Annotated in this window: 22 protein-coding genes and 1 other annotated feature; of the genes, 5 read left to right on the top strand and 17 right to left on the bottom strand. The window is 28.4% G+C overall.

All coding sequences use genetic code 11. The features are described from left to right. Positions 1–31: 31 nt before the first annotated feature. From QK892_RS16540 to QK892_RS16530, 3 genes are all read right to left on the bottom strand, one after another. Positions 32–460 carry a hypothetical protein gene (locus QK892_RS16540; RefSeq protein ID WP_317274658.1) on the bottom strand — a complete coding sequence of 143 codons (429 nt, stop codon included), beginning with the start codon at positions 458–460 and terminating at the stop codon, positions 32–34. A 129-nt stretch (positions 461–589) separates the two neighbouring features. After that, on the bottom strand, positions 590–2,650 hold the full coding sequence (locus QK892_RS16535; RefSeq protein ID WP_317274657.1) for an SPFH domain-containing protein: 2,061 nt from the start codon (positions 2,648–2,650) through the stop codon (positions 590–592). A gap of 149 nt (positions 2,651–2,799) precedes the next feature. Continuing rightward, entirely contained in the window at positions 2,800–4,995 is a 2,196-nt protein-coding gene (locus tag QK892_RS16530) for a DNA topoisomerase III (protein WP_317274656.1), read from the bottom strand. A 199-nt stretch (positions 4,996–5,194) separates the two neighbouring features. On the opposite strand from QK892_RS16530, the gene QK892_RS16525 reads away from it, so the two are divergent. Next, entirely contained in the window at positions 5,195–5,611 is a 417-nt protein-coding gene (locus QK892_RS16525) for a hypothetical protein (RefSeq protein WP_317274655.1), read from the top strand. A gap of 166 nt (positions 5,612–5,777) precedes the next feature. Here the strand turns inward: QK892_RS16525 and ymfI are convergent, their stop codons facing one another. The 3 genes from ymfI to QK892_RS16510 form a co-directional block, all read right to left on the bottom strand. Further along, positions 5,778–6,521 carry an elongation factor P 5-aminopentanone reductase gene (gene ymfI, locus QK892_RS16520; RefSeq protein WP_317274654.1) on the bottom strand — a complete coding sequence of 248 codons (744 nt, stop codon included), beginning with the start codon at positions 6,519–6,521 and terminating at the stop codon, positions 5,778–5,780. Between the two features lie 104 nt (positions 6,522–6,625). Beyond that, positions 6,626–7,558, bottom strand: a complete 933-nt coding sequence (locus tag QK892_RS16515) for a dipeptidase (RefSeq protein ID WP_317274653.1) — start codon at positions 7,556–7,558, stop codon at positions 6,626–6,628. A gap of 4 nt (positions 7,559–7,562) precedes the next feature. After that, positions 7,563–8,516, bottom strand: coding sequence for a metallophosphoesterase (locus QK892_RS16510; RefSeq protein ID WP_317274652.1), 954 nt, complete (start codon positions 8,514–8,516; stop codon positions 7,563–7,565). 129 nt (positions 8,517–8,645) lie between these two features. Here QK892_RS16510 and QK892_RS16505 point away from each other — a divergent pair, with 129 nt between their 5' ends. Next, a complete protein-coding gene (locus tag QK892_RS16505) occupies positions 8,646–9,791 on the top strand; it encodes an amidase domain-containing protein (protein WP_394855047.1) in 1,146 nt (381 codons plus the stop codon). 158 nt (positions 9,792–9,949) lie between these two features. Here the strand turns inward: QK892_RS16505 and QK892_RS16500 are convergent, their stop codons facing one another. The 7 genes from QK892_RS16500 to glyA form a co-directional block, all read right to left on the bottom strand. Continuing rightward, entirely contained in the window at positions 9,950–11,023 is a 1,074-nt protein-coding gene (locus tag QK892_RS16500) for a sulfate/molybdate ABC transporter ATP-binding protein (RefSeq protein ID WP_317274651.1), read from the bottom strand. Between the two features lie 17 nt (positions 11,024–11,040). Continuing rightward, positions 11,041–11,706 carry a molybdate ABC transporter permease subunit gene (modB, locus tag QK892_RS16495; protein WP_317274650.1) on the bottom strand — a complete coding sequence of 222 codons (666 nt, stop codon included), beginning with the start codon at positions 11,704–11,706 and terminating at the stop codon, positions 11,041–11,043. 9 nt (positions 11,707–11,715) lie between these two features. Further along, complete coding sequence (modA, locus tag QK892_RS16490; protein ID WP_317274649.1) at positions 11,716–12,501, bottom strand: molybdate ABC transporter substrate-binding protein; 786 nt, start codon at positions 12,499–12,501, stop codon at positions 11,716–11,718. A 186-nt stretch (positions 12,502–12,687) separates the two neighbouring features. Beyond that, positions 12,688–13,407: an N-acetylmuramoyl-L-alanine amidase gene (locus QK892_RS16485; protein ID WP_317274648.1), complete on the bottom strand. Its 720-nt coding sequence runs from the start codon at positions 13,405–13,407 to the stop codon at positions 12,688–12,690. Between the two features lie 56 nt (positions 13,408–13,463). Next, a complete protein-coding gene (locus QK892_RS16480) occupies positions 13,464–14,423 on the bottom strand; it encodes an RsmB/NOP family class I SAM-dependent RNA methyltransferase (protein WP_317274647.1) in 960 nt (319 codons plus the stop codon). A gap of 89 nt (positions 14,424–14,512) precedes the next feature. Further along, the gene (locus QK892_RS16475; protein WP_317274646.1) at positions 14,513–15,268 is read right to left on the bottom strand and encodes an exodeoxyribonuclease III; all 756 of its coding nucleotides are present in this window, start codon (positions 15,266–15,268) and stop codon (positions 14,513–14,515) included. Positions 15,269–15,341: 73 nt separating this feature from the next. Then, positions 15,342–16,577: a serine hydroxymethyltransferase gene (gene glyA / locus QK892_RS16470; protein ID WP_317274645.1), complete on the bottom strand. Its 1,236-nt coding sequence runs from the start codon at positions 16,575–16,577 to the stop codon at positions 15,342–15,344. Between the two features lie 195 nt (positions 16,578–16,772). On the opposite strand from glyA, the gene QK892_RS16465 reads away from it, so the two are divergent. Both QK892_RS16465 and QK892_RS16460 read left to right on the top strand, forming a co-directional pair. Further along, on the top strand, positions 16,773–17,537 hold the full coding sequence (locus QK892_RS16465; protein ID WP_317274644.1) for a threonine/serine exporter family protein: 765 nt from the start codon (positions 16,773–16,775) through the stop codon (positions 17,535–17,537). A 14-nt stretch (positions 17,538–17,551) separates the two neighbouring features. Then, positions 17,552–18,031, top strand: a complete 480-nt coding sequence (locus tag QK892_RS16460) for a threonine/serine exporter family protein (RefSeq protein ID WP_317274659.1) — start codon at positions 17,552–17,554, stop codon at positions 18,029–18,031. A gap of 59 nt (positions 18,032–18,090) precedes the next feature. On the opposite strand, the gene QK892_RS16455 is transcribed toward QK892_RS16460, so the two are convergent. From QK892_RS16455 to QK892_RS16445, 3 genes are all read right to left on the bottom strand, one after another. Next, positions 18,091–18,279, bottom strand: coding sequence for a ferredoxin (locus tag QK892_RS16455; protein WP_317274643.1), 189 nt, complete (start codon positions 18,277–18,279; stop codon positions 18,091–18,093). Between the two features lie 158 nt (positions 18,280–18,437). Next, positions 18,438–19,451: an aspartate--ammonia ligase gene (gene asnA / locus QK892_RS16450; protein ID WP_317274642.1), complete on the bottom strand. Its 1,014-nt coding sequence runs from the start codon at positions 19,449–19,451 to the stop codon at positions 18,438–18,440. Between the two features lie 48 nt (positions 19,452–19,499). After that, positions 19,500–19,757 (bottom strand) — a binding site (T-box leader). A gap of 126 nt (positions 19,758–19,883) precedes the next feature. Further along, positions 19,884–20,156: a metal-sensitive transcriptional regulator gene (locus tag QK892_RS16445; protein WP_317274641.1), complete on the bottom strand. Its 273-nt coding sequence runs from the start codon at positions 20,154–20,156 to the stop codon at positions 19,884–19,886. Between the two features lie 232 nt (positions 20,157–20,388). On the opposite strand from QK892_RS16445, the gene QK892_RS16440 reads away from it, so the two are divergent. Then, complete coding sequence (locus QK892_RS16440; RefSeq protein ID WP_317274640.1) at positions 20,389–21,555, top strand: iron-containing alcohol dehydrogenase; 1,167 nt, start codon at positions 20,389–20,391, stop codon at positions 21,553–21,555. Between the two features lie 98 nt (positions 21,556–21,653). Here QK892_RS16440 and QK892_RS16435 read toward each other — a convergent pair. Further along, on the bottom strand, positions 21,654–22,120 hold a 467-nt coding region (locus tag QK892_RS16435), incomplete at its 5' end, for a TIGR01906 family membrane protein (protein WP_317274639.1).

Genomic DNA, 22,120 nt, shown 5'->3' with positions numbered 1-22,120 from the left:
TGTAGATGAAATAGTATCAGGAATTAAGGATTTATGGAAGATAATGAACATAAGCTATGATAAATTCATAAGAACTATTTTTTTCGTAATCTATTATTCTTTTATTCTCTGAAATCGCCCCAATAATATCATCTAATTTTTCTTTTAAATTATCATTAATTTCATTATTTTTTTCAACTTTCTCAACTCGTAAATTCTTCTCAATCTCCAATCCATTTAAAGTATTATTTAGTAAGGTGATATTGCTTTCTATTACCAAAATCTTTTCTTTATACTCTTTCCTTTTTTCTTTTATAAACCTTATAGTTTTCTTTTTGGATTCATATTTTCTTTTTATATTAACACTTTCTCTTAAAGAAAATTCTATTTTATCTTCTTCATAATCCTCAATAAACTTTTTTATTCCATTTATAACAAATAAATTGTCATCCAAGCTAATTATTTCTCCTAATTTCTGCATGCTAATCCCTCCTCCCCTTATAACTTACTCTTTAATCCTTATGTTATGTTTTAATAAATTCTATGCTTGTTATCTATATATTATTAATAAAAAAATGAACTATAAAAAAATATAGTTCATTTTTGTTTACTAATTTATTTCTGATTCTGTAGGTTTCTTTTCCTTTAAATTATTCATTATTTCTTCTTTTATTTTTAATATATCTGCTGATTCCTCAATTGATTTATTCTCGCCAAGTTCAGTTAATTTTTCACTAAGTAAAAGCATAACTAAAGACTCAACAGCATTTGCTCCCTTACCTTCTCCTTCTGTTCCAGTATTTATAAGAGTTCTTGGAACTATATCAATCTTGCCTTCCTTAATTGCATTTGTAAATGAAGTCATAACATCATTAATAACCTTGTATTGTGGTCCTCCGTAAGCATTTACTTGCTCTTTTGCTGCTATAGCTTTTGATATACCAACTCTTGCTTCTCTATCAGCATCTGCTTCTGCCGTTATCTTAATTTTAAAGGCTTCTGCTTCAGATTGCTTTTTCACCTTATAAGCTTCTGCTTCAGAAAGATTTTGAATTTTTTCAGCATCTTGTTTAGCCTTCATAAGTTCAGCTTTACCTTGATTTTCTTGAATCTTAATATTAATATCTGATTCAGTTAAAGTAGTTTGTTGTTTTGCAATGGCTTCTGCTTCTCTAAGTTCTTTTTCTTTCTCAGCAGCCCTTTGTTGTGTTTCATAAGTTTCAAGCTGTTCTTTTGCAATTTGTCTACTTCTTAACTGAGTTAATATTGTCTCAATATTTGTATCAGCCTTAGAACTTCCAGGAGTTCCTATTAATACTTCTTCTAATTCTAAATTATAATGATTAAATTTCCCTTGCATTTCTAATGAACTTTGAGCTTGAATTTCATTTCTTTGTTGTATCAATTCTATTAAAGTTTTAGTTTGTCCAATATTTTTAAAATATGCAGATACCATAGGATCTAATGTTTGATCGACTAACATCTTTATATCACCAAATCTTTGAATTACAAGAGGTGCTTTTCTATAGTCTATATGGAATACTACTGATAGTGGTAAGGTTGGTTCAAAAGCATCCTTAGTAATTAAATTTACTTCTTTAAGATTTTCATCATATTTATGACTACCAATTTGATTACTAATCCACTTCAAGATAACATTGGTTGTTGGAACTTTAATTATATTACCTGCATATGTGTTGAAAGCATATTTACCTGGCATTAACGCTTCATTCCAAACTCCCCTATAACCTTTCTTAACTAATTCTCCATGCTTGTAATCAATCCCTGAAAAATCTTCACCTTTTGATCCTGTATACGAAACAACTACTCCTACAAATCCAACTGGAATAATTATTTTAGGAATATACTCTACTGTAGCAAATAACCTATTAATAAAGTAGGTTCCATCTGCTAAAACTTGATATTGTCTACCTCTATATCCACCTGCTCTTAAAAATGCATCAATATCTTGAAAATTATTATGGTAATTTTCATCATTATGATTATCGCCAACTATAGGACATATTATATTTTCTGATCCTAGTGATTGCCCATCATGGACTGTTACTATTCCTACTAAATCGCTATTACCTTCAATTATTACTGGTTCAAATCCTCTTCTTTCAGCAATTAATCTAGACATAGTTGAAATAGTATCTAACTCCTGTTTATTACCCATCTTTAAATAATAAGTTTTATTTTCTGTAATAATTACAAATTGTGCAAGGTTAAAAGCATAAGTACCTTCTCTTATTATTCCCCTTTGCGGTCCTTTTTGACCACCATTTTCTAAGAATCCTCTTACATCCTGAAAATTATTCCCCTCTTTAACTACTTTTCCCAAAGTTTGAGTTGCTTCTAAAGGCTTACCATCTCTTGCAAATACATATGCAATTTTTCCTTGAGGTATTGTTACTAAAGGAACTACATGAACTTTATATACAAATGGAGTCCTAAAATGAATACCACCCCTTAGTAATGCAGGCTGATATCCAGCCTCTCCTTTTAGTGCAATTATTTGTTCATTTAATGATCCTTTTGCAGACCACCACTTTTCAACAATACCCACCTTGTCATTTGGAACTATCCTAAAGCCTATAATCCAAAATAAAATTATTACTCCTAGGATTATTGCTACTACTTTAATTCCAAGCAAAATCATTTCATCCATACTGCGCCTCCCATATTTAATATAAAAATTATACCAAATATTGGATGCTAAATATATTTTGATTTTAAGTCAAATAACTTCTATTTCCTTTAAAAAAGACAAAAGGAACAAGTAAAAACACTCGTTCCTTTCCCTATCTAATTATTATATTAGTCTTTTAAATTCATCTTACCTAAAAGGTCTGCAAAAGGGTTATTATTAAACTCTTCTGCTTCCTTTTTCATCTTTTTCATCATATTATTTACTTCTCTTTTATCTACTTTACCTTTTTTATCAAATCTCTTTTCAAATTGTGAAGCCTTTTCTCTAAAGTTACAATTTACACCTGTGCAAACATATATCTTTCCATCTCCTTGGCCTCTAACTTCCAACTTTTTCTTACATTCAGGGCATCTAGCATTAGTAGTTCTACTTACACTTTCTCTATATCCACATTCTCTATCTTGGCATACATTCATAACTCCATTTTTACCTTTTACTTCTAAAAGATACTTTCCGCAGTTAGGACATTTTTTTCCTGTTTTATTATCGTGAACAAATTTGCTATTATCAGTTTTAACTGCTTCTACTAAAGCTATTGCATAATTTCTCATTTCTTTAATAAAGGCATTCGGATTATCTTTTCCCTTACTAATTCCATCAAGTCTACTTTCCCACTTTGCAGTTAATAATGGAGACTTAAGTTCATTAGGTACTAAATCTATTAATTGCTTTCCTTTAGATGTTGGTACTATTTCTTTTCCCTTTTTCTCAATAACAAAGGAATTAAATAATTTTTCAATTATATCTGCTCTTGTTGCAACTGTTCCAAGTCCACCTGTTTCATTTAATGTCTTAGCTGCTTCCTTATTTACATTTACATATTTTTGAGGATTTTCCATAGCTGATAAAAGTGTTCCCTCATTAAATCTAGCAGGTGGTTTAGTTTCTCCCTTATTAAGTTCAATCTTAGTAATATTTATTAAATCACCTTCACTAATTTTTGGAAGAACTTGATCTTTTAAATCATCATCCTTTGAATCTTCTTCTGAATGATCCTTATCATATAAGGATTTCCATCCCTTTGACTTTATTACTTTTCCTTTAGCAACAAATATTTCTCCATTGATATCTGCTTTTATATTAGTTTGTATATATTCAAAAGGTGGCATTAATACACTTAAAAATCTTTTAATAACAAGATCATATATATGTCTTTCTTCAGAACTTAAATTACTTAAGTTAGGCTTTTGTTCTGTTGGAATTATAGCATGGTGATCACTAACCTTACTATTATCTACAAAGCTCTTATTTGCATTAATTTTATTTTTAAGTATTTCAGAAGCTGCCAGTCTATATTCTCCAATATTTATAGCCTTAAGTCTTTCAGGAATAGTACCAACTATATCTGTAGATATATATCTTGAATCTGTTCTTGGATAAGTAAGTATTTTATGATTTTCATAAAGTCTTTGCATTATAGATAATGTTTGTTTTGCAGAATACCCCCAAATCTTGTTAGCATCTCTTTGAAGCTCTGTTAAATCATAAAGAGCTGGTGAGAACTTTTTCTTAGGAGTTTCTGTTACTGAAACTATTTTTGCATCTTTATCTTTTATTTTATTAACTATTTTATTTGCAAATTCTTCATCAAATATCCTTAAATTATTATCCTTATTAGTCCATTGAAAATTAATATCCTTATTTTTTGCATTTATAGTATAAAAAGTCTTAGGTTTAAAATTCTTAATTTCCTCTTCCCTATTAACTATCATAGCTAAAGTTGGAGATTGAACCCTTCCTGCTGAAAGTTGTGCATTGTATTTGCAAGTTAAGGCTCTTGTAGCATTTAGTCCAACTATCCAATCAGCCTCTGCTCTACATACAGCAGCCTTATATAAATTTTCATATTCACTACCTGATTTTAAGTTTCTAAAACCTTCAAGTATTGCTTTATCAGTTTGTGAAGAAATCCAAAGTCTTTTAATAGGCTTTTTAACTCCTGCTTTTTCTATTATCCATCTGGCAACTAGTTCTCCTTCACGTCCAGCATCAGTTGCGATTACTATTTCTTCTATATCATTTCTAGTTAAAAGCTTTTTAACTTCGTAAAACTGCTTTGATGTTTTCTTTAAAACTGTTAACTTCATATTTTTAGGTAACATCGGAAGAGTTTCCATACTCCAATGTTTATATTTTTCATCATAACTTTCTGGATCTTGTAATCCAACTAAATGTCCTAAAGCCCAAGTTATAACATATTTATTTCCTTCTATATAAGCTCCCTTATTTATATTAGATTTTAAAACTTTTGCAATATCTCTGCCGACAGATGGTTTTTCTGCTAGCACTAGTATTTTTCCCATATTTTATTTCCTTTCCTGTGTTATAACAATGATAGAGAAATTGATATTAATAATTATCATTCTATATCCTTGTTTTCTAAACAACTCTATAACTATATTATTTCATTTTTAACTTAATATAGACTATTATACCATAGAGTTAGTTTTATTGTTATTTTATGCTATAATTACATTAACTTATTACGAGGGGGACAGACTTATGGTTGAAATATTAAAATTAACAGCAAGCTTTATAAATGATTTACATGATAAAGTCTTGGATATAGTAAGTATTGCGGGATATCAATTAAATGATAAACAACTCCATTTTATATTTATGGCTTTAATAGGTATTATAATATTTGCTTTTACTCAAATTATTTTTAAGAAACTTTCTAAATACAGCATTACTGCAATTTCTTTTATCTATACTCTAACTGTCATGGTAGTTATAGTATTTGCAATAGAAATTCAGCAAAAAATAACAAACAGAGGTAATATGGAGTTTGCAGATATAGCATATGGTCTATACGGTTTTCTTTACATATTTGCAGTTTATCTATTAATTAAATTTATTATAATAGCAATAAAGAAAGCTTATAAAAAATACTCAAAACATAGCAAAACAAGAAAATAAAAAATCATCAGCCAAAAGCTGATGATTTTTTATTTACCTCTTACTTTCATTCTTTCATTCTTTCATTCTTTCATTCTTTCATTCTTTCATTCTTTCATTCTTTCATTCTTTCATTCTTTCATTCTTTCATTCTTTCATTCTTTCATTATTAATTGTGCGACAGCACTTAAACCATTGCCCCATCTATCTTAATTACTTGCCCAGTTAAGTATTCACATTTGTCGCTACATAAGAAAGTTACCATTTTAGCTACTTCACTTGTATTCCCAAATCTTCCGAAAGGTATTTCCTCTTCTAACTCTTCTCTTTCTTCTTTAGATAAAAATGAATTCATTTCAGTATCTATTACACCTGGAGCTATTGCATTAACTCTTATTCCCATTGGAGCCATTTCTTTAGCTAATGATTTAGTAAATAAATTAATTGCCCCTTTTGTACTAGAATATAAAACTTCACATGAAGCTCCTGCTTCCCCCCATATAGATGAAATATTAATTATGTTTCCTTTTCCTTTACTTAACATATGAGGAATAGCTTCTTTACTTAAATACATAGCACCTAACACATTTATTCCAAATATATCATTAATATTTCTATCTGAAAAATCCATAAATAATCCCCTAAAAGATATAGCTGCATTATTTATAAGTATATCTATTTTCCCAAATGTATTTATTACGAAATCTATCATATTTTTGCATATATCATAATTTGATATATCACCTTTATATAACTTAGCATAGCCTCCTAAAGCTTCTATTTCTTTTAAAGTTTCTTCTGCGGATAAATCATCTTTAGAGTAATTTAAAATTACAGCAGCTCCCTCTTTAATAAGCTCCATAGCTATAGCTTTTCCTATTCCTCTTGTTGCACCAGTAACTAATGCTATTTTACCTTTTAAGTTTTCCATTTTCTGCTCCTTTATTTCCTTCCTTTAGTTTTCACTGAGATAAATCTTATATGCCTACGACTTTGAGCTTACATAGATATAAGGAATATAAGATATATCTCATTTTACATCCAGTCTTTAAGTACTCTTTTTACATTTCCATAAAAGATTTTATCAATTTCTGAATTTGTAAAACCTTCTTTTGTTAAAGCATCTCTTAATCTACCTATCTCACCTATATTTTCAATTTCTACTTCATTTTCTATTCCATCAAAATCTGTTCCTAAGGCAAGTACATCTATCCCACCAATATTTCTTATATGTTTAATATGCTTAATCATAGAATTAATTGAAGGAACCTTTTCTCTGCCTAAAAAAGGAGCGCAAAAATTCAACCCCATAACTCCCCCTTTTTCAGCAAGTTTAACTATCATATCATCAGTTAAATTTCTTGAATGATTAGTAATTGATCTTGAATTTGAATGAGTTGCTACGAATGGTTTTTTACAAATTTCAACTAAATCATAAAATCCACCATCTGATAAATGAGAACAGTCTGGAATAATTCCTACCCTCTCCATCTCTAATACTATTTCTTTACCTTTTTCAGTTAATCCACATTCTTTATATCTATATCCAGCATTTGGATATCCTATACTATTTTTAAAGTTCCATGTTAAAGTTATAAATCTTATTCCCATATCATAGAGTTCTTTCACTCTTTCTACTTTTCCTTCTAAAACTTCTCCCTCTTCTATTGATAAGAAAGCTCCTATTTTCCCATTACTATTAACTTCATCTAACTCTCTTAAGTTACCAACAATTTGAATACTATCTTTATTATCATTTAATTCATTCATAAAATTATTATACATATTAATAAACTCTGTATAAGGATTATCAACAATATTAAGTTCTATAAAATGGGCAAATACTTGTGCTTTTGCCTTTGCTTTTTTTAATTTTTCTATATCTACCTTACAAACACTTTCCTTTAATTTTAAGTCTTCATATAAAAGTCTACTAGCAGTATCACAATGTAAATCAATTGAGTACATATAATTATCTCCTTTTATTTTTTTCTTTTTCATCTTCTATCATTCTTATTCTTTCATCTCTTGCCCACAACAAGTAATTTTCTAATCTATATGGACCAGTTATCACTTTCCTTCTTACCCATAAAACTCCAGATTCTTGTGATTCTATATTCCATTTAACTAAAGAAATACTACCATTTTCAACTTCTATGGCTGTTATTGCATATGGTAATACACAACATCCATCATTAAAATATGGTGGCTCTTTACATTCTGGCATCCTACTATTATGAGTATGTCCACAAAGTATCATCTTACCATTATCTTTAGCCCATTTCTCTATTTTTTTATCTACTTTATTTCCTTTTTTATTATTCTTAGCTGGACTTGTGGGATCATTAAATCCAGCTATACCATTTAAAAATTTCCATACATATCTCACCAAAAATCTAGAAAATAACCAGTAGTTTGAATTCATTATATCTACTTGGTGACCATGAGTAACTAAAAACTTCTCATTAACTGGGATATATTTAAAATTAATTGCTTCATAAAAATTAATATCCTTTATATACTTCAAAAAATTCTTTCCATAATTATTCCCTGATTTTTTTAGTAATCTATACTGTGTATTATAAAAACTCTCTTTGTTCTTTATTATATCATGATTACCGTAAATAACATAAATTCGATTATCCTCTTTAAATTTATTTAGTAATTTAAAGATATCATTATAAATATAAGCAATATCATTACAATTCCTATTTTTCCATAGTTCGTCTCCATCCCCAACCTCTACATAAGTGAACCCTTTTTTATAATAATAAGCTAGCGCAGTTTTATATATATTTTTATTTGGAAAAAGCGAATCCGAATATGTTCCATCACCTCTATGAATATCAGAAATAAAAACTATATTATCACCATCATCAAATTTTACTTCTTTTGCATTCTCATATAAATAATTTAATCTTTTCATTTATTCATCCTTTTAATTATTATTAGTAGCATTATATGGTTAAAATAACATTTTTGACAAAAACATCCTATTTAAATAATCATATCTTATATATAAATTTTATAATTTTCGTACAAACTACTTATAAGGATTAAAGAAAGGAGAAAGAATTTTGTGAAGTTTAAATTAATTAATATAATTTTAATTACTTTACTTATTTTTAATATAATACCCATCTCTGAGTGTTTTGCCTTTGAAGATGGTGCCAATTCTACTAAAATTGATTACTCATCAGATGAAGTGAAAAAGGAATTCAAAGATTTACTAGAGAGTCTATTTGCTCAAAGAGATGCAGCAATAGTTTCTAATGATACTGAACTTTTAAAGGGATTTTATGATTTAAATGTAAAAGTTAGTTTATGGGCCTATGAAAGTGAGGCTAAAAAAACTCAGTATTTATTTAACTGGTCAGAAAAGCAAGCAGTAAAATTTAAAAATATAAAATCTATAGTGAAAATTAGAAAGGTTGCAGAAAAAGAAGAAAATCTCTATGGAGTTATTTGTGATGTTGCAACCGATTTTGAATATTACTATATCGACTCTCCAGAAGTGATTAATCATTTCAGGTTAGGAACTAATCACTACTTAAATTTAAAAAAACAAGAAGATAGATATATTATTACAAAAGAATGGTACACAGACCCATTTGCAGATTCTTTAGATTTAAAAAACTTGAAATCTGAAGAAATAAAAGAATATATACTAAATCAAAAGGCTCCAAACTTCACACCAAAAGAAACAGTACAAAAGGCAATAGAATATGCACATATGTACTGCGGTATTTCTGAAGATGAAAATCTTATATTTAAGTACAACTCTAATTATAAGGATCACAATCCAGATGGCGGAGACTGTGCAAATTTTGCTTCACAGATTCTTTTCGAGAGTGGAGCTTTTAAGAAGAATTCTTTATGGAATTATACAGGGAAAAATGGCAGTAAAGCTTGGCTTAATGCTCAAGGTTTTAAGAGCTATATGATAAATAGTGGTAGAGCATCATATATTGCTAAAGGATCTTATCAGCAAATTTATAGGGAAGCATTCCAACTAAGACCTGGCGATTTTGTTGCTTATGAAAAGAAAGGTAAAATTACTCATATATCTACAGTTACAGGTTTTGATTCAAAAGGATATCCATTAGTAACATGCCATAATACTAATAGACTTTTAGTTCCATATGATTTAGGTTGGAGCAATGATAATATTAAGTTCCATTTAATACATGTTCATTATTAAAAAAGAGATAAATATCATCTTCGTTGCGACCTCGTAAAACTCCAAGTCGCCCTCATATGATATTTATCTCTTTCTATACTAAAGAAGAGAGCTATCGCTAATTTTATAGTTTGCCACAGCTCTCTTTTATTTAACAGCTTTATTAAAAAGTAGAGTTCTTACTCTAAAATTAAAATTGATTCTTTTGGAATTTTTAAAATTAATTTATCTTTATCTTTATCTTTTCTAGTATCCCACTCTTCTTTTTTTACTTTAAATAAAACTTTATTATTACTATCTTTTGTATTAGAATTTTTGTTATTAAATAATATGTTATATTCAAATACTTCCTCTTCTATCTTATCTATTTTACATTCTATAAGATTTTCTAAATTGGTATTTACATTTTTATCTACTATAATAAAATTATGAGCTCTAATTCCTACATAATTTATATTTGTATTTTCTATTTTTTCTACTTCTAATATTACATCCCAATCTAAAGCATGTATTCTATTGTTAGATATGACTTTACATTTTGAAATATTTTTACACCCTGTAAGAATTGCTGCTTCTTTTATTTTAGGATATTTAAATATTTCTTTTGTATCACCAATCAAAATAGATTTGCCTTTGTCTATAATAGCTATATTTTTACAAAACTTATAAACTTCATCCCTACTATGTGTAACCATAAGCACTTCACCATCATAATACTTTAAAAGTTCTAATACCTCTGTATGAAGTTTTTCTTTTAAATATGAATCCAAGGCTGAAAATGGCTCATCTAACATTAATACATCTGGTTTATATATTATACACCTAGCTATAGCTACTCTTTGCTGTTGTCCACCTGAAAGCTGCCTTGGATACTTTTTTTCAAGCCCTTGTAATTGAAATGATTTTATAATTTCACTAACCATTTGCTCTTTTTCAGATTTAGAAGTCTTTAGTCCTATTCCTATATTTTCTTCAACAGTCATATTAGGAAACAAGGCATAATTTTGGAATAAGTAACCAACATTTCTTTCTTGAGGCTTTAAATTAATATTTTTATCTGAATCAAATAAGACTTTTCCATTTAAAACAATACGGCCTTCATCAGGTGTTTCAATTCCTGCTATACACTTTAATGTCATACTTTTACCACTGCCTGATGCTCCTAAAAGCCCAAGATAATCACCATTCGTTTCAAAAGAAACATCTAAAGAAAATCCTTTTACCTTCTTTTTAATATCAACAATTAAACTCATTATCTTCTTACCTACTTTTAAAATTTTCTTTCTTTTATAGTAAAATAATTAGTCAAAATAACAATTATAAAGGAAATTATAGTTACTATTATTACGTATTTTAAAGCTAATTTCATATTTCCTGCTGCTACTTCCGAATAAATAGCTAATGGCAGTGTTCTTGTTTTATTTGCTATATTCCCTGCAATCATTGCTGTAGCACCAAATTCGCCTAAGCCCCTAGCAAAAGCTAATATTCCTCCTGATGCAACTCCTGGAAGGGCCATAGGCATAACAACACGCCAAAATATTTTTCTCTCAGACATTCCAAGAGTTCTTCCTGCCATAATTAAATTTTGATCAACCTGTTCAAATGCTCCTCTAGCCGAACGATACATAAGCGGAAATGATATTACTACAGAAGCTATTACTGTTGCCCACCATGAAAAAACTATCTTTATACCCATAAAGTCTAATAAGAATTTACCTACTGGCCTATTAACTCCAAAAATCATTAAGAGAAAGAACCCCATTACTGTTGGTGGTAAAACTAATGGTAGTGTTAAAATACCATCTAAAATCATTTTTACTTTTTCATATTTAATGTTTACAACAAATTTTGCAATAAAAAGACCTAATAAAAAAGTTATAATCATTGAAATGGCAGCTGTTTTTAAAGATATTATTATTGGTGATATATCCATTATATTCTCCTATATATTTGATGAAAATCCATAAGACTCAAAAACCTTTATTGCTTCCTCTGATTTCAGGAAGTCAGTAAAATTCTTTGCTTCCTCTTTATTCTTAGATGCTTTAACTATTCCTATTGGATAAATTACTTTAGAAACACTTCCCTCCGGAGCTTCTAAAACTACATCAACTTTATTATTTGAAGCTGCATCAGTTGAATATACTATCCCAGAATCAGCACTACCTTCTGCTACCCAATTTAGAACCTCTGTGACATTAGTTCCAAGGCTTGCCTTAGCAGATACTTCATCCCAAATTTTAAGATTTTCAAATAATTCCTTTGCATATTGTCCAGCAGGTACACTTGCTGGATCTCCTATAGCTATTTTATCAGATTTTAGTATATCATCAAAAGATTTTATTTCTTTATTACTTACTTTTGGTACAATAAGAACTATTTTATTTTCAAGTAATTCCACTATTGAATTATCTTCTATTAATCCTTCTTTATTTAATTCATTCATTTGTTTTATAGCTGCTGACATAAATACATCAACTTCTGCACCCTCTTCTATTTGAGTTTGTAATTTCCCTGAGCTATCATAAGTTGCTTGAATTTTAATATTAGGATATTTTTCAATAAACATAGGAATTAATTCATCTTCCATACAGTTTTTTAAACTTGCTGCTGCTGCAATAGTTATAGTTGTTTCATTTGAATTTTTTAAAGGTTCATTAGAACTACATCCACTAAATAATGTGATTAATAAACTTAAAGCTAAAATTAAAACTGATTTCTTTTTCATTGTATAATCTCCTTTTCAAAATTAAACTAAATAAAACAGAACAAAACAGAACAAAAATAAATAATACTTATTATAATGCAGATATTTATATTAGACCAGAAGATATTATATTAAGTAAAGGTTCATTTATAAGTAGTGCAAGAAATAATGTAATAATTAAAATAGAAGTAGAGTTTTTCCCTACTTCTATTTTTCTTCCTTATAAATTTCTAAAGAATCTGCTACTATATTCATAAGTTTCTTTTGATAGTTTGTATCACATAGCATTTTATCCTCGCAATAATTACTCATGAATCCCATTTCTAAAATTACTACAGGAACAGTAGACCAATTAAAACCTGTAATATCATCTCTTTCAAAAATACCATTAACTTTTATTCCTTGTTTTTTCAAATTTTCCTTTAATATATTTGCAAATTTATTGCTTTCTTCATATATCAACTTTGTATTTTTAGACTTGCTTGATGGAATTAAAATGCTAGCTCCTGTTTTACTTGTATCTTTCAGACTATCACAATGAATTCTAATTGTCATATCTGCATTTGCATTATTTGCAACTTTAGCTCTTTCAGCATTGCTGATATTTACTTCGTTATTTTCTCTAGTCATTATTACATTATATCCCTTTTCTACCAAAATATCTTTTAATAGAAGTGAAGCTTCTAAATTAACAACATACTCAGCCTTTTTAGTTCCAATACCTTCTGTTCCTTGAGATACTCTTGGTTTTTTATTTCCAGAATCAGGTGCAACAGGCTCTAGTTTACTATCACCTTGCTTTTGGTGCCCCGGGTCAACACAAATGGTTAACTGTTTTTTATCTTCTTTATTCTGAGCCATTATAAGCTTATAATTACTATTAATGAAAAGTAATATCAACATATTTATCACTATAAATTTCTTCATATTAACCTCCTAAACTATAATAAAGTCTATATTATAGTTTCCTATGGTTAAATTTATTATTCCTCTGCTTTTATTAGTTTTGCTATAAAGAATCCTTCCATATAGTCATTTGGTATTACTCTAATTGTCTTTTTTAGTTCATCATTATAATTATTGTCATCATAACTGGTTAATCCTCTAATTATATTAGGCAGTTTTATATCTATTTTCTCTAAGCTTAAATCCTTATATTTTTGAAGAGCATAATTAACTACTTCCTCATTTTCAAACGGATTTAATGTACATGTTGAATATACCATAACCCCTCCAGGTTTTAATGCATGATAGGCACTATCAAATAACTTCTTTTGTAGTTTTGATGCTAGTTCAACTTTTTTCTTACTCCAGCTTTTAAATGACTTACTAGAATTAAATTTTAATATTCCCTCACCAGAACATGGTGCATCTAATAATATTCTATCAAAATACTCATTTAATCGTTTACCTATAGTACAACCATCTGACCCAAAAGCAATTATTGAAGATGCTCCTTGCTTTTCTATATTATATTTTAATCTCTCTCTTCTAACTTCATTGACATCATTAGCAAGTATTATAGCCTTATTATTTGTTAAATCAGCCATATATAAACTTTTTCCACCTGGTGCAGCACACATATCTAATATAACATTATCTTCGCTTAGATCTAAGAATAATGGTGGTAGCATTGATGATATATTTTGCAGATATATTTTCCCATATTTATATACTTCTAGTTTTCTCAAAATGCTTTCTTTTTTCTCTTTAACAATGAAGGCATTTTTTAATAATGGATGGTTTACTGCTTTTATTTTTTTATTCATTAGTTCTTCCATTACTTCATTTAAATTTCCCTTTAAACTATTAATCCTAAAACTAGCATTTCTTCCTTTATAATAGCTTCTATAAATGGTATCTAATTGTCCAGTAGAATATATTTTTTCTAAAATTTCAATAAGTTCTCCTGGTAAATAATTTTTGACTTCTTTAATTGACACTTAATCACCCCATTCATTCTTATTATACTATATTTCCATAAAATGTAAAAAGTTACTTTATCTGAAATGATAAAGTAACTTAAATAAAATTAAAGATTAATTTTTAATTCAACTGGACAATGATCTGAACCAAATATCTCAGTATGTATTTTAGCATCTTCTAATTTATCTCTTAAAGAATTTGACGTTAAGAAATAATCAATTCTCCATCCAGCATTTTTTTCTCTTGCTTTAAATCTATACGACCACCAAGAATAAATGCCAGTTACATCTGGATAGAAATATCTAAAAGTATCTGTAAATCCAGCATTTAATAAACATGTAAACTTATCTCTTTCTTCTATAGTAAAGCCAGCATTCCTTGTATTAGTTTTAGGATTTTTTAAGTCAATTTCTTTATGTGCAACATTTAAATCCCCACAAACTATTACAGGTTTCTTCTTATCTAATTCTAATAAATATTCTTTAAAAGCATCTTCCCAAACCATTCTATAATCAAGTCTAGCTAGCTCATTCTTAGAGTTAGGAGTGTACACTGTAACCATATAAAAATTATCAAATTCTAATGTAACAACTCTACCTTCGTTGTCGTGTTCCTCTATTCCTATTCCATAAAAAACCTCTATAGGTTCTTTTTTAGTGAAAATAGCAGTTCCGGAATAACCTTTCTTCTCAGCATAGTTCCAGTATTGATAATAACCTGGTAAATCTAGTTCTATTTGACCAGCTTGAAGCTTACTTTCTTGTATACAAAAAATATCTGCATCAATTTCATTAAAAAAATCTAAGAACCCTTTAGTAACACAAGCTCTTATTCCATTAACGTTCCATGATATTAACTTCATAAATTTCTCCTTTATATTTTTATTTTTATTTTATTATACCAATTTTATTAGTTAAAACATAATTATTATTATATTAAATATATAAAGGATGACGTTCACATAAAGCTTTTACCCTTAACTTTAGAGCATTTATATCTGGATTCTCTACTGAAAGAGTATCATTAATTAATGATGCAATTTCTTTCATATCTTCACCATTAAATCCTCTTGTTGTAACAGCTGCTGTACCAATTCTTATTCCTGATGTTATAAATGGACTTTTAGTTTCATTAGGTACTGTATTCTTATTTACAGTTATTCCTATTGAATCTAAAAGATGTTCAGCTTCTTTTCCAGTAATATTTTTATTGTTTAAATCTACAAGGATTAAATGATTATCTGTTCCCCCTGAAACGATTTTAAACCCATGCTCAATTAGTTCTTCAGATAAAATATTGCAGTTGCTTACCACATTATTGATGTATTCTTTATAAGAAGGATCTAATGCTTCCTTAAAACATACTGCTTTAGCTGCAATTGTATGTATTAGTGGTCCCCCTTGTATTCCTGGAAAAATAGTCTTATCTAGTTGTTTTGCATACTTTTCCTTACACAGAATTAATCCGCCTCTAGGACCTCTTAAAGTCTTATGAGTAGTAGATGTAACAAAGTCAGCATAAGGAACTGGTGATGGATGTGCTCCTGCTGCTATTAACCCTGCAATATGTGCCATATCCACCATAAAATAAGCTCCTATTTCATCACATATATCTCTAAAAGCTTTAAAATCTATTATCCTTGAATAAGCACTTGCACCTGCAACTATTAATTTAGGCTTGTGCTTTAAAGCTATCTCTCTAACTTCATCATAATCAATTTTTTCAGTTTCCTTATTTACTCCATAAGAAATAAAATTATAAAGTTTTCCTGAAAAATTCACAGGTGAACCATGAGTTAAATGACCTCCATGATTTAAATCCATACCTAAAACTGTATCACCATATTCTAAAATAGATAGATAAACAGCCATATTTGCTTGTGAACCTGAGTGTGCTTGAACATTTGCATGTTCAGCTCCAAATAACTTCTTAGCTCTTTCTCTTGCAATATCCTCTACTTCATCTACGACATAGCATCCACCATAATATCTTTTATTCGGATAACCTTCTGCATATTTATTTGTTAGATATGATCCCATTGCTTCCATAACAGCTTTAGATGCAAAATTTTCAGATGCAATTAATTCAATCCCATCTTGTTGCCTTTTTAATTCCTTATTAATTAAGTCTTCAATAACTTTATCTTCTTTTGAAAGATTTTCAAAATTCATTTTATCACCCCAAAAATATACTTTTTAATCAATTATAATTATAATTTACCTAATAATCAATTAAAATATCTAATTATTATTATTTCATAAAAATTATTTATTTGCATTATTAATTATTATTATCAGTATATACTATATAATACTCATATGTTATAATACGTAAGGAAATTTTTACTTTATAAGGAGTATATTATTATGGATTTAAATGAAATACTTCACGTTGCGACTTTTGCTGGTAAAATTATGTTAGAATCTGGCGGAGAAACCTATAGAGCTGAAGAAATAATTTGGAGAATATGTAAGATTTATGGTGTAGAAGAAGCTGAAAGTTTTGTAACTACAACAGGTATAATGGTATCAATATACAGTAATGGTAAGACATACTCATTGATAAGAAGAGTATCTGCTAGAACTATTGATTTAGATAAAGTTGATAAGGTAAATGACTTATCTAGAAATATTGTAACTCGAAATCTAAGCGTTTCTCAATTAAAAGAACAACTTCATATAATAAATAATGTAGAAAGATATAATGATAAAACTACAATAATAATATCTGCTTTTAGTGCTTTTAGTTTTGTTTTTCTATTTGGAGGAAATTTTCCTGAAGCAATAGCTGCATTTTTTATAGGCCTTATAATTAAATCATTATCTATTAAGTTCTCTACTCTTGAGATAAATGATTTCTTTATAAACAGTATATGTGGAGGAATTGTGGCCATACTAGCTATCTTCTTCCTAAAGATAGGTTTTATTAATGATATGGATAAAACAATTATTGGGTCAATAATGCTTTTAGTTCCTGGTCTTGCAATAACTAATGCTATAAGAGACACAATTTCTGGTGATTTATTAGCAGGATCGACAAGAGCTGTTGAAGCCTTTTTAATCGCTATATCTATAGCTATAGGAACAGGTGCTGTACTTAGCTTCTGGATTTCTACATTTGGAGGTTTATAATGGATATATCAAGTATGTTTATACAATCCCTCTTTGGCTTTTTTGCAGCACTAGGCTTTGGAATCTTATTTAATATAAAAGGTAATAAATTATTTTATGCAGGCCTTGGCGGAGGATTAAGTTGGTTCATTAGCATATATTGTGAAAGTTTAGGCTTTAATACAACTTCATCATTTTTTATATCTGCAATAATTTTTAGTATTTACTCTGAAATTATGGCTAGAATCTTAAAAACACCAGTTACTACTTTAATTATCTGTGCTTTAATTCCTCTAGTTCCAGGTGGAGGAATGTACTATACTATGTATGAAGCAATTAATGGAAATATTATGGAGTCTATTGAAATAGGCCTTGATACAATATCTAATGCAGGTTCATTAGCCCTTGGAATACTGTTTGTATCAACCTTGACTAGATTGCTTATGTTAGCCAAAAGGAAAAGGGAATTTAAAGAGATAGAAAAGATATCTAAGAAAAAAAGATTTAGAGATTAATATAAAATAAGAGCTGTTGTAAACAGCTCTTATTTTATATTGTGCTATAGCACGTTTCTCTACTCTTCTACTGAGATTGCGCTTACTGGACAGCTATCGCAAGCTTCTCTTGTAGCATCTGCGTATTCCTCGGGAACATCTCCCTCTTTTGCAGTTGAAACTCCTGTTTCTAATGTGAAGATTTCTGGACAAATTCCTTCACATAATCCACATGAGATACAAGTATTTTCGTCAACGAATGCTTTCATAAACCCGCCTCCTTCTATTTGCAATAAACTTATGTTTAAAATTTAATTTGCATACTTATAAAATATTATACATTCATTATAAATAATCATTTAAAAATGTCAATATTTATCAAAGGCTAAAAAAGTTCATTAATATTGATTTTATCAAATTAAATTGCTTATAATAGTTTTATATCATATTCTCTACATAACTTAATATTTTTTTCATCCCAGATGCTTGATTGCACTTCTCCAATATGCGCTTTATTTAAAAAGAACATACAAATTCTAGATTGTCCAATTCCTCCACCTATAGTAAATGGTAGTGCATCATTAAGAAGTAACTTATGAAATTCTAGTTCTCTCCTATTATCATTACCTGAAACTCTTAACTGATAATCTAAAGCCTCTTTATCTACTCTTATGCCCATAGAAGAAAGTTCAACAGCTCTTTCTAATAACGGATACCAAAATAAAATATCTCCATTTAATTTCCAATCATCATAATCTGGGCTTCTTCCATCATGCTTTTCTCCTGACTTTAGTAAATCCCCAATTTTCATTATAAACACCGCTTTATGTTCCTTACATATAGCATCCTCTCTTTCCTTTGCTGAATAATTAGGATACATATCTTCTAATTCTTGAGTTGTTATAAAAAAGATATCTTCTGGTAATATATCTTCATCTTCAATTAACTCCTTATGTACAAAGCGTTCTGTTTTTTTAAATACTTCATATATACGTCTAACTATCTCCTTCAATTTTTCTTCTGTTCTCTCTTCTTTAGTGATAATTTTTTCCCAGTCCCATTGATCAACATAAACTGAATGGAGATTATCAAGTTCTTCATCTCTCCTTATTGCATTCATATCAGTATATAGACCTTCTCCTATATTAAATCCATATCTATATAAACTTAATCTTTTCCATTTAGCTAATGAGTGTACAATTTCAACATCTTCTCCTGTTGCTAATAAATCAAATTTAACGGGTCTCTCTACACCATTTAGATTATCATTTAATCCACTTTTAGCATCAACAAATAATGGTGCTGAAACTCTAGTTAAATCTAATGCTTCTGATAACTCTCTTTCAAAAAAATCCTTAATCCTTTTAATATTAATCTCTGTTTCAATTAACGTACTCTTACTCTTATAATCTCTTGGTATTATTATTCCTTCTATTTGCATACTAAGCATCTCCTTTATATTTATAAATAAAAAAAACTCCCATCCCTATAAAAGGATGAAAGTAATATTCCATGTTGCCACCTTAATTCGTTATTATTTCACAATAATAACCTTATCAAGTACGTAAGTAAAACTTAGATACTTTATCACTATAACAGGTGAACCTGATTACTGCCTACTAGTTGTTATCTTTCGGAGTATAGCTCAGAGATGTTATTCGAGTTAACTTTCTTATTCTACTTTCAGCCAAGGTAGAATTCTCTTTGAAGATACATTAACTTTACTTCTTCTCTTCATAGCCTTTATATACTGTAATTTATTGAATTTAATATACCATCTTATTTGTAAATTGTAAATACTTTTTTAAATTTTTTTTAATTTCTAAATAATAATAAAATATAATTATATTATTAGGAAATCTATATAATTATATTATTTTACAAAAGTATTAATAGTCTTTATAAGTTGTTTTAAACTTTCTTGTTCCATTGACCCTTCTTCAATATTTAAACAATTATTTGCATAGTATTCAATTGTCAAACCTCCAACTTTATTTATAGCTGATCTAATGGCAGAAATTTGAACCAGAACATCTGGGCAGCAAACGTTTTTTTCCATCATTCCTTGAATTCCTTTAACTTGCCCTTCAATTCTTCTAAGCCTATTTACTATATCCCTTCTTAGTTTTTCATTCTCTGCATCCATTTTTATTCCTCCACATCAATATACCTCTATAGGGTATCTATATTTTAACATTTATCTATGCAGCTTTCAATTATTTAACTATTAAAAATTATTAATTATAGAAATAAATGTTATAATATTTATATTATAGACCATATACTTATATGCGATACTAGAGAATGCTATAATAAATTTGAAGATTAATACTTTATAAAGTATTATAAAAGTACAATTATCTATTCAAGGAGGAGTTATGAGAAATTTTAGTTATAAGAATGGAACAAAAATTATATTTGGTAAAAATACCGAAGACAAGGTTGGTAGTGAAATAAAGAAATACACAAATAAAGTCTTACTTCACTATGGTGGAGGTAGTATAAAAACAAGCGGATTATATGACAAAGTTATTTCTTCATTAAATAATGCTAATATCGAAATAATTGAGTTATCAGGAGTTAAGCCAAATCCAAGAGTTTCATTAGTAAGAGAAGGAATTGAACTTTGTAAAAAACATAATATTGATTTTATACTTGCAGTTGGTGGTGGTAGTGTTATAGACTCTTCTAAAGCTATAGCAGCTGGAGTGAATTATGACGGAGATGTTTGGGATTTATTTATTGATACTCCTATTAATCATACTTGTTTGAAGCTTGCAACTATATTGACAATCCCAGCTGCCGGAAGTGAAACTAGTTCAGGTTGTGTAATTACTAATGAAGACGGATGGTTTAAAAGAAGTACTGGCCACCCAGACCTTAGACCAATATTTTCAATATTAAATCCAGAACTTACATTTACACTTCCTAAATATCAAACTTCATGTGGAATAGCTGATATGATAGCCCATATACTTGAAAGATATTTTACAAATGAAAAAAATGTTGATTTAACTGATAGATTATGCGAAGCAACTTTAAAAGCTATTATGGAAAATGCCTTAAGGCTAAATATTAACCCTAATGATTATAATGCTAGAGCTGAAATTATGCTATCTGGAATGGTTGCACATAATGATTCACTAAGTATGGGAAGAGTTGGTGATTGGGCTACTCATGATATAGAACATGAGTTAAGTGGAATTTATGATATTGCCCATGGAGCTGGTCTTGCAATAGTCTTTCCAGCTTGGATGAAGTATGTCTATAATCATGACTTAAATAGATTTGTTCAATTTGCAAATAGAGTCTTCAATATAGATATTAATTTTAATAATCTTGAGGAAACTGCTTTAAAGGGTATAGAAGCTTTAGAAAACTTCTTTACAAAACTTGGATTACCTACTAGACTTAATCATGTAAACATAGGTGATGATCGCATCGAAGAAATGTCTAAAAAGCTTGTTGCCCATTGTGATCATGTAGGCAACTTTGTTGAAATTAGAGAAAAAGAAGCATTAGAAATTTTAAGATTATCACTCTAGTTTAATAAACTTTAGTTATAATTAATATAAAAAGACATATGGAGCTTATCAGGAATAAGCTCCATATGTCTTTTTATTTATTCATTATTATAATAAATTTATATTCTTTTATAAGCTTTTTCTTTAATCTTCTTTTTAGTAAGATAATAATAAACTTTAAATGTAATAATAGCTATAATTACTAATCCTATAATTAATATTGCATATAACTTAAATACTTCTTCTGGCAAAACCTTAATTATAGGGTCTGTTTTCTCATCAAAAATCCAATAATCATTATTAAAAAATATCTTATGAAATATAATAAATGCTTTTGAAAAATCAATATATATAGCTGTAACTAGCATAAGAATTGTAACTATCAATGTATTGCTTCCATAATTTAATATTTTATAGAGATGTACCTTTTTAAATCTTAATTTATTTACAAAATATAATATACAAAAAAATAAAGCTATAATGATAGTAATTGCATAAATGTATAAAAATATTTTCTTTACTTCATAGAAATGAAATTCTCCATTAACACTCATAGAAAAATTATGAAATTCTAACTTTTTTATAA

The sequence above is a fragment of the Clostridium lamae genome (genome assembly GCF_033043255.1).
GTDB classification, from domain to species: Bacteria; Bacillota; Clostridia; order Clostridiales; family Clostridiaceae; genus Clostridium; species Clostridium lamae.
The sequence above is the reverse complement of the archived record's forward strand: the minus strand, read 5'-3'. Positions and strand labels throughout refer to the sequence as shown.

Excerpts from the sequence above, each read along its gene's own strand:
- QK892_RS16500 (WP_317274651.1), bottom strand. The coding sequence starts at position 11,023 with ATGAGTTTAATTGTTGATATTAAAAAGAAGGTAAAAGGATTTTCTTTA.
- QK892_RS16460 (WP_317274659.1), top strand. The coding sequence starts at position 17,552 with ATGTTTATACAATCCCTCTTTGGCTTTTTTGCAGCACTAGGCTTTGGA.
- QK892_RS16475 (WP_317274646.1), bottom strand. The coding sequence starts at position 15,268 with ATGAAGTTAATATCATGGAACGTTAATGGAATAAGAGCTTGTGTTACT.
- QK892_RS16515 (WP_317274653.1), bottom strand. The coding sequence starts at position 7,558 with ATGTACTCAATTGATTTACATTGTGATACTGCTAGTAGACTTTTATAT.
- QK892_RS16465 (WP_317274644.1), top strand. The coding sequence starts at position 16,773 with ATGGATTTAAATGAAATACTTCACGTTGCGACTTTTGCTGGTAAAATT.
- QK892_RS16440 (WP_317274640.1), top strand. The coding sequence starts at position 20,389 with ATGAGAAATTTTAGTTATAAGAATGGAACAAAAATTATATTTGGTAAA.
- QK892_RS16455 (WP_317274643.1), bottom strand. The coding sequence starts at position 18,279 with ATGAAAGCATTCGTTGACGAAAATACTTGTATCTCATGTGGATTATGT.
- QK892_RS16485 (WP_317274648.1), bottom strand. The coding sequence starts at position 13,407 with ATGAAGAAATTTATAGTGATAAATATGTTGATATTACTTTTCATTAAT.
- asnA (WP_317274642.1), bottom strand. The coding sequence starts at position 19,451 with ATGCAAATAGAAGGAATAATAATACCAAGAGATTATAAGAGTAAGAGT.
- glyA (WP_317274645.1), bottom strand. The coding sequence starts at position 16,577 with ATGAATTTTGAAAATCTTTCAAAAGAAGATAAAGTTATTGAAGACTTA.
- QK892_RS16510 (WP_317274652.1), bottom strand. The coding sequence starts at position 8,516 with ATGAAAAGATTAAATTATTTATATGAGAATGCAAAAGAAGTAAAATTT.
- modA (WP_317274649.1), bottom strand. The coding sequence starts at position 12,501 with ATGAAAAAGAAATCAGTTTTAATTTTAGCTTTAAGTTTATTAATCACA.
- QK892_RS16525 (WP_317274655.1), top strand. The coding sequence starts at position 5,195 with ATGGTTGAAATATTAAAATTAACAGCAAGCTTTATAAATGATTTACAT.
- QK892_RS16535 (WP_317274657.1), bottom strand. The coding sequence starts at position 2,650 with ATGGATGAAATGATTTTGCTTGGAATTAAAGTAGTAGCAATAATCCTA.
- modB (WP_317274650.1), bottom strand. The coding sequence starts at position 11,706 with ATGGATATATCACCAATAATAATATCTTTAAAAACAGCTGCCATTTCA.
- QK892_RS16540 (WP_317274658.1), bottom strand. The coding sequence starts at position 460 with ATGCAGAAATTAGGAGAAATAATTAGCTTGGATGACAATTTATTTGTT.
- QK892_RS16530 (WP_317274656.1), bottom strand. The coding sequence starts at position 4,995 with ATGGGAAAAATACTAGTGCTAGCAGAAAAACCATCTGTCGGCAGAGAT.
- ymfI (WP_317274654.1), bottom strand. The coding sequence starts at position 6,521 with ATGGAAAACTTAAAAGGTAAAATAGCATTAGTTACTGGTGCAACAAGA.
- QK892_RS16445 (WP_317274641.1), bottom strand. The coding sequence starts at position 20,156 with ATGGATGCAGAGAATGAAAAACTAAGAAGGGATATAGTAAATAGGCTT.